The organism is Pseudomonas sp. Pso3 (assembly GCF_055393275.1).
The window spans coordinates 853,628-866,597 of the sequence record NZ_AP043687.1 but is presented as its reverse complement, the minus strand read 5'-3'; the positions used below and the strand labels follow the sequence as shown (position 1 = coordinate 866,597).

At 68.8% G+C, this 12,970-nt stretch carries 12 protein-coding genes; 8 read left to right on the top strand and 4 right to left on the bottom strand.

Annotation, left to right across the window (positions count from 1 at the left end):
* Nucleotides 1–4 precede the first annotated feature (4 nt).
* Nucleotides 5–670, top strand: coding sequence for a response regulator (locus tag ACZ5R1_RS04045; RefSeq protein ID WP_007160727.1), 666 nt, complete (start codon nucleotides 5–7; stop codon nucleotides 668–670).
* Nucleotides 667–2,028 (top strand): ATP-binding protein, encoded by a 1,362-nt coding sequence (locus tag ACZ5R1_RS04040; protein ID WP_144956860.1) that lies wholly within the window; start codon nucleotides 667–669, stop codon nucleotides 2,026–2,028. Before ACZ5R1_RS04045 ends, ACZ5R1_RS04040 begins: the two co-directional genes overlap by 4 nt.
* Nucleotides 2,029–2,038: 10 nt before the next feature.
* Here ACZ5R1_RS04040 and ACZ5R1_RS04035 read toward each other — a convergent pair whose 3' ends face one another.
* Complete coding sequence (locus ACZ5R1_RS04035; protein WP_288471599.1) at nucleotides 2,039–3,253, bottom strand: MFS transporter; 1,215 nt, start codon at nucleotides 3,251–3,253, stop codon at nucleotides 2,039–2,041.
* 78 nt (nucleotides 3,254–3,331) lie between these two features.
* On the opposite strand from ACZ5R1_RS04035, the gene ACZ5R1_RS04030 reads away from it, so the two are divergent.
* Nucleotides 3,332–3,826 (top strand): MarR family winged helix-turn-helix transcriptional regulator, encoded by a 495-nt coding sequence (locus tag ACZ5R1_RS04030; RefSeq protein ID WP_027600119.1) that lies wholly within the window; start codon nucleotides 3,332–3,334, stop codon nucleotides 3,824–3,826.
* A 5-nt stretch (nucleotides 3,827–3,831) separates the two neighbouring features.
* Nucleotides 3,832–4,638, top strand: a complete 807-nt coding sequence (locus ACZ5R1_RS04025; protein WP_288504808.1) for an AraC family transcriptional regulator — start codon at nucleotides 3,832–3,834, stop codon at nucleotides 4,636–4,638.
* Here the strand turns inward: ACZ5R1_RS04025 and ACZ5R1_RS04020 are convergent.
* A complete protein-coding gene (locus ACZ5R1_RS04020) occupies nucleotides 4,601–5,647 on the bottom strand; it encodes a 2-isopropylmalate synthase (RefSeq protein WP_464712822.1) in 1,047 nt (348 codons plus the stop codon). The genes ACZ5R1_RS04025 and ACZ5R1_RS04020 overlap by 38 nt on opposite strands.
* A 151-nt stretch (nucleotides 5,648–5,798) precedes the next feature.
* Entirely contained in the window at nucleotides 5,799–7,160 is a 1,362-nt protein-coding gene (locus ACZ5R1_RS04015) for an MFS transporter (RefSeq protein WP_081875226.1), read from the bottom strand.
* A 318-nt stretch (nucleotides 7,161–7,478) separates the two neighbouring features.
* Here ACZ5R1_RS04015 and ACZ5R1_RS04010 point away from each other — a divergent pair, with 318 nt between their 5' ends.
* From ACZ5R1_RS04010 to ACZ5R1_RS04000, 3 genes are all read left to right on the top strand, one after another.
* The gene (locus tag ACZ5R1_RS04010; RefSeq protein ID WP_284670177.1) at nucleotides 7,479–9,566 is read left to right on the top strand and encodes a PAS domain-containing protein; all 2,088 of its coding nucleotides are present in this window, start codon (nucleotides 7,479–7,481) and stop codon (nucleotides 9,564–9,566) included.
* 26 nt (nucleotides 9,567–9,592) lie between these two features.
* On the top strand, nucleotides 9,593–9,727 hold the full coding sequence (locus tag ACZ5R1_RS04005) for a hypothetical protein (RefSeq protein WP_256204021.1): 135 nt from the start codon (nucleotides 9,593–9,595) through the stop codon (nucleotides 9,725–9,727).
* A gap of 213 nt (nucleotides 9,728–9,940) precedes the next feature.
* Nucleotides 9,941–10,222: a hypothetical protein gene (locus ACZ5R1_RS04000; RefSeq protein WP_077171541.1), complete on the top strand. Its 282-nt coding sequence runs from the start codon at nucleotides 9,941–9,943 to the stop codon at nucleotides 10,220–10,222.
* Between the two features lie 9 nt (nucleotides 10,223–10,231).
* Here the strand turns inward: ACZ5R1_RS04000 and ACZ5R1_RS03995 are convergent, their stop codons facing one another.
* The gene (locus ACZ5R1_RS03995; protein WP_144956851.1) at nucleotides 10,232–11,014 is read right to left on the bottom strand and encodes an aldolase; all 783 of its coding nucleotides are present in this window, start codon (nucleotides 11,012–11,014) and stop codon (nucleotides 10,232–10,234) included.
* A 132-nt stretch (nucleotides 11,015–11,146) separates the two neighbouring features.
* On the opposite strand from ACZ5R1_RS03995, the gene ACZ5R1_RS03990 reads away from it, so the two are divergent.
* On the top strand, nucleotides 11,147–12,964 hold the full coding sequence (locus ACZ5R1_RS03990) for an alkaline phosphatase family protein (RefSeq protein ID WP_027600114.1): 1,818 nt from the start codon (nucleotides 11,147–11,149) through the stop codon (nucleotides 12,962–12,964).
* Nucleotides 12,965–12,970 lie beyond the last annotated feature (6 nt).

The window sequence follows — 12,970 nt, the reverse complement described above, 5'->3', positions numbered from 1 at the left end:
GGTCGTGCGGGTACTGCTGGTGGAAGACGATGCGGCCCTGGCCCAGGGCATCCGCATGGCCCTGCGCGGCGAGGGCTATACCCTGGACTGGGTGGCCGACGGCCTGGCCGCCGAACACGCCCTGGCCGCCGAGCGCTTCGATCTGGTGCTGCTGGACCTGGGCCTGCCGCGCCTCGACGGCCTCGACCTGCTGCGCCGCCTGCGCAGCCAGCCCGACGGCCAGGTGCCGGTGCTGGTGCTCACCTCCCGCGACGCCAAGGCCGATCGCATCCAGGGCCTGGATGCCGGCGCCGACGACTACCTGGTCAAGCCCTGCGACCTGGACGAACTCAAGGCGCGCCTGCGCGCCCTGATCCGCCGCAGCTGTGGCCGCGCGCAACCACTGCTGGAGCACGCCGGCATCAGCCTCGACCCGGCCAGCCAGGCAGTGCGCTTCCGCGGCGCCGAGGTGGTGGTGACGCCCATGGAATACCAGCTGCTGCACCAGCTGCTGTTGCGGCCGGGCGCCGTCATCACCCGCGAGCGCCTGAGCAATACCCTCTATGGCTGGCAGGAAGCCGCCTCGGGCAACACCCTGGAAGTGCTCATCCACAACCTGCGCAAGAAGCTCGACAGCGGCCTGATCCGCACCGTGCGCGGGGTGGGCTATCTGCTGGAGCGCCAGCCATGATCGCCATCCGCACCCGCATCCTCGCCCCCACCCTGGCCCTGGTGCTGGCTGGCAGTCTGGCCCTGGCTCTGCTGGCGCTGCGCGACAGCCATCGCGAGATCGAGGGCATCTACGACGCCCAGCTGGTCCAGGGCGCGCGCCTGCTGGAAGGCCTGCTGCAGGCCGGCACGCCGGCGGCGGATCGTTGGCCGGAGCTGATCCGGGTGTTCGATCGGGCCATGCAACCCGTTCCCGGTAGCGTACCGGCGCACCCCTACGAGAATCAGCTGACCTTCCAGGTCTGGACCGCCGATGGCCGGCTGCTGGCCCGCTCCGGCAATGCGCCGCAGCTGGCCGAGGTGCCGCCGGAGGGCCTGCACGAGGTGTTCGAGAACGGGCGCGAATGGTGCGGGATGCTGGTGCGTACCGCCGATGGCGGCCTGCGCATCTGGGTCGGCGAGCGCGAGGACCTGCGCCAGGACCTGATCCAGCGCATCGTCAGCCATACCCTCTGGCCGACGCTGGTGGGCCTGCCGCTGCTGGTCGGGGTGCTCTGGCTGCTGCTGGGTTGGGGCCTGCGACCGCTGCAGGATTTCGCCCGCGGACTGCGCGAACGCGATCCCCACAGCCTGGCGCCGCTGCCGACCGGCCCGCTGCCGCCGGAGTTGCAACCCATGCGCGGCGCCCTGGATCACCAGCTCGCCCAGTTGCGCGCCCTGCTCGATCGCGAGCGGCGCTTCATCGCCGACGCCGCCCATGAATTGCGCACGCCCCTGGCGATCCTCGACCTGCATGCGCAGAACGCCCAGCGCGCCGAGACGGCCGCGGAGCGCGACGAAGCCCTGGGCTATCTGCGCCAGGGCGTCAGCCGGGCCACCCGCCTGGCCAGCCAGTTGCTGACCCTGGCGCGACTGGAACCCGGTGCCGCCCAGGTCCAGCCGCTGGCCCTGGAGCCCCTGGTGCGCGAAGAGCTGGCGGAATTGACGCCGCTGGCGCTCAGGCAGCAGGTGGAGCTGGTGCTGGCGGCCCAGGCCGGCCCGCCGGTGCTCGGCGATCCGGACGCCATCGCCATCGCCCTGCAGAATCTGGTGACCAACGCCCTGGCCTTCGCCCCCGCCGGCAGCGCGGTGGAAGTCGGCATCGAGGCCAGCCAGGACCAGGGCGTCTTGCTGCGGGTGAAAGATCGCGGGCCCGGGGTGGACGAGGCCGAGCTGGCGCGGTTGTGCGATCGCTTCTACAGCGCCGGCAACCCCCAGGGTGCCGGATTGGGACTGGCCATCGTCGAGACCATCACCCGCCGCCTGGGCGGTGCCCTGACCTTCAGCAATCGCGCCCGGGGCGGCTTCTGCGTGGAGTTGCGCCTGCCGCGCGCCGGCTAGGTTCAAACAGCTAGGCCCGCTGGTAGCCGCGCGCCACCACCGGGCGCTCCGGGCGGGTCAGGCGCAGGCCGAGGCCCATCAGCAGCACCACGCCCATGGCCATCAGCAGCCAGGCGTTGGCCAGGCTGTCCAGATGGTCGCGCAGGATGCCGGCGGCCAGCGGCGCCAGGCTGGCGATCAGGTAGCCACCGCCCTGGACGAAGCCGAGCAGCGCGCCGGCGTCGGCGGGATCGCGCACCTTGTCCATCGCCAGGATCAGCGACAGCGGAAACAGCGCGCCGATGCCCAGGCCGAGCAGGATGGCGGTGGGCACCGCCAGGGGCAGCGGCGCCAGCGCCAGGCACAGCAGCCCCACCAGCACCACGCCGAGCACCCCCAGCACCAGTGGCCGGCGATTGCGCAGGCGGGCGATGGTCGCCGACAGCAGGAGACCGGCGCTGACCTCGGCGAGACTCACCCCGCCCAGCAGCAGGCCGCTGTCGGCCGGTTGCCAGCCGAGGCCGGTGTAGTACGGCGGCAGCCAGGCCAGCACCAGGGTGTAGGCCGCGGTCCCGATGCCGAAGAAGGCCAGCAGCAGCCAGGCCTGGCGCTGCCGCCAGGGTTGCGCGCGGGGTGCCGCGTCCTGCGCCGGCGCATCCGGGCGGGCCAGGGCCAGCCAGGTGCCGAGCGCCAGCAGCACCGGCAGGGTCCAGAGCGCCAGGCCCTGGGCCCAGCCCCACTGCTCGGCCAGGGGCGCGGCGGTGGCCGCCGCCACGGCCGCGCCGCCCATGATGCCGGTGGTGTAGAGGCCCATGAGGGTACTGGTGCGCTGCGGATGGCAGCGGCGGATATAGGCGGGGATCAGCGCCTGGACCAGGGCGATGCCGACGCCGCCCAGCCCGGCGGTGAGGATCAGCCCCAGGCCGCTTGGCTCTTCCCAGCGCAGGGCATTGGCCAGGGCCAGCAGCAGCAGGCCGAGGGCGATGCCACGGCGCTCGCCGAGCCAGGCCTGCAGACGGGCGCCGCCCAGGGCGCAGAGGCCCATGGCGGCGATGGGCAGGGTGGTCAGCGCCCCGGCGCCACTGCCGTCCAGGCCGGTGGCCGCCTGGATGCCATCCAGCAGCGGACCGATGGCGGCCAGGATGGGTCTGAGGTTGACGCCGACCAGCAGCACCAGCAAGACGGCCAGGAAGGCATCCTGGCGCGGTGCCGGCGTGTTCGGGGATGAAGGTGACGCGGAAAGCATGGACAATCTCCGGAGTGACGCGATATTTCTCTTGATGAGAAGTATCTTAACATCAAGATATATTCCTGAGGTAAGCCAATGGCCGATCGCGCCGAATTCGCCGTGGACCAGTGGCACCGCGAGCGCCCCGACCTGGATGCCCTGCCCATGCGCCTGGTCGGTCGCCTGGGCGAGATGGCCCAGGTGCTCACTCGCGATGTCCTGCAGCCCTTCTTCGACGAACACCGGCTGCACTATGGCGAATTCGACGTCCTGGCCACCCTGAGGCGCGCCGGCGAGCCCTATGCCCTGAGTCCGACCGTCCTCTATGAATCGGCCATGATCTCCTCGGGCGGCATGACCAATCGCCTCGACCGCCTGGAGCGCGCCGGGCTGATCGAGCGGCGCAAAAATCCCGAGGATCGCCGCAGCACCCTGGTGGCCCTCACCACGGACGGCTTCGCCCTGATCGACGGCCTGATGGCCGCCCACGTCGACAACGAACGCCGCGCCCTGGCCACCCTCAGCGAGGCCGAGCAGCGGCAGCTGGATGCCCTGCTGGGCAAGTGGCTGGCCGGCCGCGCGCCGTCCTGACGGCCATGTACCTCGACTTCAGCTCGTGCAATGGCCTGCACGCCGTGGCCCAGGACTATGCCCATGGCGAGCGGGTGCCGCCCCATCGCCATCGCCAGGCGCAGCTGATCCATGCCCTCTGCGGCATCGTCATCGTCAACACCGCCCAGGGGCGCTGGGTGGTGCCGCCCGGGCGCGGCGTCTGGGTGCCCGCCGGCGAAGAGCACGATCTGCACCTGCTGGGCCGGGTCGAGGTGCGCACCCTGTTCGTCGATCCCCAGGCGCGCGCCGAGTTGCCGACGCGCTGCCAGCTGATCGCCGTCTCGCCGCTCCTGCGCGAACTCATCCTGGCCGCCCTGCCCCTGCCTGCCGATCGACCGGTCGAGGGGCGTGCCCGCTCTATCCCGCAGCTGATGCTCGACGAGTTGCAGGGCTCGCCCACCGCCGGCCTGCACCTGCCCTGGCCGGTGGATGCCACCCTCGCCGCACTCTGCCGCCACCTGCGCCAGCACCCGGGCGAGCGCTGGACGCTGACCCGCGCCGCCGCGCGGCTGGCGGTCAGCGAGCGCACCCTGAGCCGGCTGTTCCTCAAGGAAACCGGCCTGACCTTCGGCCAGTGGCTGCAGCGGGCGCGGCTGGATTCCAGCCTGACCTCCCTGGCCGCCGGCCACGCCATCGTCGACGTCGCCCTGGACCACGGCTATGCGAGCCCCAGTGCCTTCGCCACCCGCTTCCGCCAGGTGCTGGGGGTGTCCCCTTCCGCCTATCGCGGCCAGACGGAGTTGCCCCCCGTCCCTAGCCCACCACCCGGCCCAGATCGGCCGGATCTATGATCCCCAGCGGCGCGGCCTGCGCTGGGTAGGCGGCCAGGGCCAGGCGACCGCCATAGGGATGGCGCGGATGGATGGTCAGCTGGTTGCAGGCCTCCACCACGCTGGCCACCTCTTCCAGGCGGGAGAAGTCGATGCCCGGCGTGATCCCCTGGCTGTAGAGATTCAGCGCCAGGGTCACCAGGTCGACGTTGCCGAACAGACAGCCCTCCACCCGCGTGGCCCCGGCCAGCTGGGCCAGTTCGGCGCAGGCGACGCCGGTGCCGCGGTCGTTGTGCGGATGGACGCTGATGGTCACGTGGGGAGCCGGACCCAGGCCGCGGATGAAGCCCTCGATCTGGTCGGCATAGACATTGGGCGTGGCCACTTCCACCGTCGCCGGCAGATTGAGGATCAGCGGGCGCTCCGCCGAGGGCTGCCAGGCCTCGCGCACCGCCTGGCAGATCTCCAGGGCGAAGTCGGCTTCGGTGAAGCAGAAGGTCTCGGGCGAATACTGATAGGTCCAGGCCGTCTCCGGCTGGGCGTCGCACAGGGCGCGCACGCGCTGGGTACCGGCCACCGCCATGGCCAGGGTGGCGGCGCGATCCTGGTCGAAGACCACCCGGCGAAACAGCGGCGCGGTGGCGTTGTAGAGGTGCACGATGGCGCGGGGCGCCCCAACCAGGGCCGCGAAGGTGCGCTCGATCAGCTCGCTGCGCGCCGGCGTCATCACCTGCAGCCAGAGATCGTCCGGCAGTCCGTCCGCGGTGACCAGTTCACGCACGAAATCGAAATCGGTCTGGGACGCCGCCGGAAAGGCCACCTCGATTTCCCGGTAGCCGATCGCCAGCAACAGGGCGAAGAAGCGCCGCTTGCGCTCCAGCCCCATGGGCTCGATCAGCGCCTGGTTGCCATCGCGCAGGTCGGTGGAGCACCAGCGCGGTGCCTGGGTCAGCTGACGGCCCGGCCATTGGCGGTCGGGCAACGGGGGCACGGCAAAGGCGCGGTACTTGGTCTGGGGTTGCTTGAGCATGGGGGACTCCAGGACTGGGTCCCCGAGTCTGAGCGCCCCGCCGGTCCGCTGCGCTCGCGAGCAGGACAGCCCCCTGCGCGATCCGGACAGCCCGCGGCATGCAAAAAGCCGCCGGGGATGACCCGGCGGCTTGCTTGTCAGCGACCCGCGGTCAGCCCACCGAGATGCGCTCCAGCGGTACCGGCTTGAGCCGCGGCGTGAGCACATGGATGACCACGATGGCCACCAGGTAGGCACTGCCGGCGACGATGAAGATCGGCTGGTAGGACTTGAAGATCTCCAGGATGTAGCCGTTGTAGGTGGTCATCAGCATGCCGCCGATGGCGCCGGCGGTACCGCCGATGCCGATCACCGAGGCCACGGCTTCCTTGGGGAAGAGGTCCGACGGCAGGGTCATCAGGTTGGCCGACCACGCCTGGTGGGCCGCGGCGGCGAGACCGATGATGCCCACCACCAGCCACAGGCTGGAGACGAACTGGGCGGTGACGATAGGTACGACCGCCAGGGCGCAGAGCAGCATGGTGGTCTTGCGCGCCAGGTTGGCGCTGCGGCCGAGCTTCATCTGCTTGGAGGAGCCCCAACCGCCCATCACCGAGCCGATGTCGGCCAGGATATAGATGGCGATCAGCGGCGGACCGAAGGATTTCAGATTCAGGCCGTAGGTCTTGCCAAGGAAGTCCGGCAGCCAGAACAGGTACAGCCACCAGATCGGATCGGTGAGGAACTTGCCGGCGGCATAGGCCCAGGTCTCGCGGAAGGTCAGCAGCTTGAACCAGGAGATCTTGACCGCGACGGCCGGCTTGGCCGATACCGGGGAGCCATCGTCGGCCTGGATGTAGGCCAGCTCTTCGCGACTCACCTTGGGGTGTTCGTGGGGGCGGCGATAGATCAGCAGCCAGGCGATCAGCCACAGGGCGGTGACCAGACCGATGGAGATGAAGGCCGCGCGCCAGCCCCAGGCCAGGGTGATGGCCGGTACCAGCAAAGGTGTGATGATAGGGCCCATGGCGGTGCCGGCGTTGAACAGCCCGGTGGCCTGGGCGCGTTCCTTTTGCGGAAACCATTCCGAGACCGCCTTGAGGCTGGCCGGAAAGCTGCCGGACTCGCCGAAGCCGAGGGTGAAGCGCACCAGCACGAAGTGGGTGACGGTATGGGCGATGCCGTGACCGATGCTGGCGATGGTCCAGATGGTGAAGGCCAGGGCGTAGCCGATGCGCACCCCGACCTTGTCGATGATGCGGCCAAAGGTCAGGAAGCCGATGGCGTAGGCGCACTGGAACCAGAACACGATCTTGGCGTAATCGGTCTCCGTCCAGCCCAGATCCGCCTGCAGCGTGGGCTTGAGGATGCCGATCATCTGGCGGTCGATGTAGTTGATGCCGATGGCGATGAACAGCAGGGCGCAGATCAGCCAGCGGTAGCGGGTGAAGCGGGAGACTTGCGGGGTAGCGGCGACGGGCGTGTCCTGCGGCCGCAGGGCGGACTCCGTCTCGGGAGTGACCTGGATAGTCATCGAATAGGCTTCCTGACTTGTTGTTATTGACCGGTGTGAACCGGGGTCGTTGGAAAGCTGTTACCAGATATTCATATGACATCGTATGAGTGACTTTGGCAGGTGTCAATCCACCCAAAGCAGAGTGGTCAGACATCTCTCAAGTAGCTAGTCCCTGGCCACCCGACTCGGTCTTCGCGCTCACCTCAGCCTCTCTGACCGGCCCCTGAACCCTACCTTAAAGAATCTGTGACGCGCCCGGCACTTTTTCGCCCCAAGCCGTCTAATGCCGGTCTTTGAGGCGAAGCCGTCGTCTCATCTCTTCTCGCCGAGCCTGCCGTGCCTGTCGCCGACATTCCTTCCCTGCTGGCGCGCCTTGCCGAGCTGGAGCAACGCAATCAGCAGCTGCGCCAGCAGCTCGATGCCCGCGCCGTGCCTGCGGAAAACAGCGCGACCCTGACCAGCGAACGCTACCAGTTCCTGTTCAACGCCATGGACGAGGGCTTCTGCATCATCGAATTCCTCGACGGGCCCCACGGCCCCTTGAGCGACTACATCCACATCGAGGCCAATCCGGCCTATGCGGCCCATGCCGGTATACCCAATGTGGTGGGCCAGAAGCTGCGCGACATGGTCGGCGACGAGGCTCAGGCCTGGCTCGACCGCTATGGGCACGTGCTGCGCACCGGCGAAGCCATCCGCTTCGAACAGGAACTGGTGGCCACCGGGCGCTACCTGGAGCTGGCCGCCTTTCGCATCGAGCCGGCCAGCCGCCGCCAGGTCGCGGTGCTGTTCCAGGACATCACCGCGCGCAAGCGCGCCGAAATCGCCCTGCGGCAACTCAACGAAACCCTCGAAGAACGGGTGCAGGCCGCCCTGGCCGCCAACCGCATCCTGGCCAGGGTGGTGGACGCCGCCAGTGCAATGATCCATGTACTGGACTTCGATTTCCGCTGGCTGGCGGTCAATGGCTCCGGCGCCGACCTCTTCGAACAGGTCTTTGGCGTCCGCCCGCAGTTGGGGGCGTCCTACCGCTCGGCCCTGGACAGTCGCCCGGAGATCAGTGAACGGCTGTCCGCGCAGTGGCAGCGCGCCTTTACCGGCGAAGCCTTCAACGAGATCGTCTCGGTCGGCGAGGCACCGCTGCAGCGCCACTACGAACTGCAATTCAGCCCGCTGCTCGATGCCGACGGCCAGCGCATCGGCGCCTATCAGTTCGCCTACGACGTCACCGAGCGCCTCAACGAGCAGGAGCGCATCCGGCTGATGGAAGAAGCCCTGCGCCAGTCGCAGAAGATGGAGGCCGTCGGCCAGCTCACCGGCGGCATCGCCCATGACTTCAACAACCTGCTGACCGGCATCCTCGGCTCGCTGGAGATGCTCGACCTGCGCCTGCGCCAGGGCCGGCTGCAGGACCTCGAGCGCTACACCGGCACCGCCCGCAGCGCCGCCCAGCGCGCCGCCGCCCTGACCCACCGGCTGCTGGCCTTTTCCCGGCGCCAGACCCTGGATCCGCAACCGGTGGCGCTGGAGCAACTGGTCATCGGCCTGGAAGACCTGATCCAGCGCAGCATAGGTCCGCAGATCGCCCTGGAGCGCGAAGCCGATCCCCGGCTCTGGCTGACCCACATCGACGGCCTGCAGCTGGAAAACGCCCTGCTCAACCTCTGCCTAAACGCCCGCGACGCCATGCCCGACGGCGGGCGCATCCGTATCGTCCTGAGCAACGAGCGCCTGGACGCGACCCAGGCCGAGCGCCAGGCCCTGCCCGTGGGCGACTTCGTGCGCCTGAGCGTGGGCGATACCGGGAGCGGCATGAGCGACGAGGTCCTCGCCCGGGTATTCGATCCCTTCTTCACCACCAAGCCCATTGGCCAGGGCACCGGCCTGGGACTGTCCATGGTGCATGGCTTCGTACTGCAGTCGGGTGGCGAGATCCGCATCGACTCCGCGCCCGGCGCCGGTACCTGGGTACACCTCTATCTGCCGCGTCATCACCTGGCGCCGCTGGCCGACAGCGCCTTGCCGGCCGAACCGGAGCCTCACGCCCCAGGCCACGGCGAGACCATCCTGGTGGTCGACGACGAACCCACCATCCGTACGCTGCTGGTGGAAGTCATGCTCGCCCAGGGCTACCGGGTACTGGAGGCGGCCGATGCCGCCACCGCTCTGGCCCTGCTCTCGCCCGATACCCCGCTGGACCTGCTGATCACCGATGTCGGCCTGCCCGGCGCCCTCAACGGCCGCCAGCTGGCCGACGCCCTGCGCGGACTGCGACCGGAGCTGCCGGTGCTGTTCATCACCGGTTATGCGGAAAGCCAGGTCATCGACGACGCCCATCTCGAAACCGGCATGCGGGTGCTGACCAAGCCCTTCACCCTGGATACGCTGGAGCGGCGGATCCAGGCGATGCTGCAAAGGGCCTGAGTCGCGAGCAGGTCAGGCGTGCCGTGATGTCTCTTTGCTATCATCGGCCCTCCGCGTCGCTACCCGTGCCCTCGCTCATGGACAAGCTCTCCCTGCTGCACCTCCTGCTGATCTTTACCGCCATCGCCTGCATGGCCCTGCTGGCCTCGCTGATCCGCTAGCGACGTTAAGCCAGCCATAAGCCGGGCGGTGGCAAGCTCTCTTCCATGCCGAAAGGCATCGTAGAAGCTGACATCTGCGCTTTTAGCCCGGGAGGATCCCGGGCTTTTTTTCGCGCCGACAAAATGCGCAACAGTCCACGGGTCCGCGTTTTGCCACTCCAGCGCTCTCCGCCGGGCCTGGCATGATGGGGCTCTGGTCCAGGAGGGACAGCCATGATCACCAGGATGCCGTCAGCCCACGCTCAGTCGCTCGCCTTCGATGTCTGCCCGCTGGGCGCCGAGGTCCCGTCCCTGTCCATCGAGATCCTCCAGCAGGGCTTTCTGGCCCTGGATCATCATGGCCAGCTCGACATGAGTCGCATCATCAAGCGCCAGTTGCGCGAGCGCCTGGTCGAGCAGCTGGATGCCCAGCTGCCCGTGGTCGCGGCCGCCGCACTGGAGCTGTCCGCTCCGCAGGTGCAGGCCGTGTCTCAGCGCCGCAGCCACGGCGGCTGACCGCCCCGCTCAGTCCCGGTAATCCGGCTCCAGCCGCAGCAGCTGGCGCTTCACGCTTTCCAGGTGCAGCCGCGCGCTGTCGGCGTTGCCCTGCAGCATCTGCTGGCAGGCCGCGTGCGCGATGGACGGTGCCACCGGCTTCAGCGGCCGACCGCTGGCCATGGCCTTGAGTTGCACCTCGGCGGCGCGCTCCAGGTAGTAGAGGTCGTCCCAGGCCTCGGCGATGCTTGGCCCCAGCACCAGGGGTCCGTGATTCTTCAGCATGACCACCGCCGCGTTCCCCGCCGCCCGGGCGATGCGTTCGCCTTCCGTGGCGTCCAGCGCCAGGCCGTTGTAGTCCTCGTCCACGCTCAGGCGGTCATAGAATTTCAGCGCGGTCTGCCCGGCCCAGACGAAGGGCTCGCCCTCCAGCAGGCAGAGCGCCGTGGCATTGGGCATGTGGGTATGGAAGGCCGCCCGTGCCCCCGGATTGAGGCGGTGCAGCTGGGCGTGGATATGGAAGGCGGTGGCCTCGGGCGCGCCCTCGCCCATGACCACGCCACCGTCGAAGTCGCAGATCAGCAGCGAGGATGCCGTGACCTCGGCGAAGGCCAGGCCATAGGGATTGACCAGGAACAGCTCGTCGTGGCCGGGCACCACGAAGGAGAAGTGATTGCAGATCCCCTCGCCCAGGCCCAGGCGGGCAGCCATGCGGAAGCAGGCGGCGAGATCGATGCGGGCCTGGCGGATGGCCGGGGTGTCCAGATCGAGGTGACGGGCAGCGGCAGTGGTACTCGCGAAGGCGTGGGCCATAGGGGTGCTCCTTGGAAAGAGGCCGGAGTACTGCACAAAGGATGCCGCCCCCTGTCATGGCGCTGTCATCATAAAATTGCAGCAATCTCTTGTTACATCTCTGCCATCTTTCCTCCCTGCAGAGAGTTTTCCATGGCCTTCCTTCCGACCCGTCTCGCCCGTGCCTGCAGCCTCGCCCTTCTCGCCAGTTCGGCCGTCATGGCCGCGGAGCCGGCGCGCAACGTCATTCTCTTCATCCCCGATGGCCTGCGCGCCAACATCGTCGATGCCCAGACCGCGCCGAATCTGGCCCAGTTGCGCCGCGAGGGCGTGAATTTCCAGAACAGCCACTCGCTGTTCCCGACCTTCACCACGCCCAATGCCTCGGCCCTGGCCACCGGGCACTACCTGGGCGACACCGGGGATTTCAGTAACACCATCTACACCGGCTTCCCGGTGCCGGGCGCCAACAACAGCGTCACGCCCTTCCTGGAGAACGACGAGGTGCTGGGCGACGTCGACGAGCATTTCGCCGGCAACTACCTGGACGAGGAAACCCTGCTGGCCGCCGCGCGCCAGGCGGGCCTGTCCACCGCCGCCGTCGGCAAGCTCGGTCCGGTGGCCATCCAGGACGTGACCGCCCGCGACGGCGAAAAGACGGTGATCGTCGACGACTCCACCGGTCATCCCACCGGCATTCCCCTGAGCGCGGCCATGCAGGACGCCCTGAAACAGGCCGGTCTGCCGCTGGAAGCCCCGAGCCGGGGCGCCAACGGCAAGGCCGGCAACGCCACCACGCCCGGCACCCTGAGCGCCAACGTCGAGCAGCAGCGCTACTTCCTCGACGTCACCAACCAGGTGCTGCTGCCGCGCTTCAAGGCGAGCGGCAAGCCCTTCGTGCTGGTGTTCTGGTCGCGCGACCCCGACGGCACCCAGCACAACCAGGGCGACAGCCTGGGCAAGGTCACCCCGGGCATCAACGGCCCCACCAGCCTGGCCGCCATCCGCAACGTCGACGCCAACCTCGGCGCCCTGCGCGCCCGGCTCAAGGAGCTGGGCCTGGACGGCAACACCGACATCTTCGTCAGCGCCGACCATGGCTTCTCCACCATCTCCAAGGAGAGCAAGACCAGTCCGGCGGCCAAGGCCAGCTACCCCGACGTGCCCAAGGGGCAGCTGCCGCCCGGCTTCCTCGCCCTGGATCTCGCCGCCGCGCTGAAATTGCCGCTGCTCGATCCGGACGCCAAGGGCGCCGCGGTGGCGATGGACCAGGGTCAGCACCCGAGCAAGGCCAATGGCCTGATCGGCCCGGACGCGGCCAAGCCGGAAGTGGTGGTGGCGGCCAACGGCGGCTCGGACCTGGTCTATCTGCCGCAGGGCGATGCCAAGACGCTGGCGCCCAAGGTGGTCGCGGCGCTGCTCAAGCAGGATTACGTCAGCGGCCTGTTCGTCGACGACGACCTGGGCAAGATCCCCGGCACCCTGCCGCTCTCGGCGATCAACCTCAAGGGCTCGGCGCTCACCCCCTACCCGGCCATCGTGGTCAACTTCCGCTCCTATGACAGCGGTTGCGGCAAACCCGACGTCTGCGCCGTCGAGGTGGCCGACACCGGGCTGCAGCAGGGCCAGGGCATGCACGGCAGCTTCAGCCGCGGCGACACCCACAACTTCATGGCGGCCATCGGCCCGGACTTCCGCAAGGGCTTCGTCGACTTGAGTCCGGTCAGCAACGCCGACGTCGGCCAGACCCTGGCGCACCTGCTGCACCTGGAGATCCCGGCCAAGGGTCAACTGGTCGGCCGGGTGATCGGCGAGAGCCTGGAAGGCGGCAAGCCGGTCAAGGCCAGCCACCGGGTGCAGCGCTCGGCACCGGCGGCGGGCGGGCTGGTCACCGAACTCAAGACCCAGAACGTCGGCGACACCCGCTACTTCGATGCCGCCGGCTTCAAGGGTCGCTCGGTCGGGCTGTGATCCGCG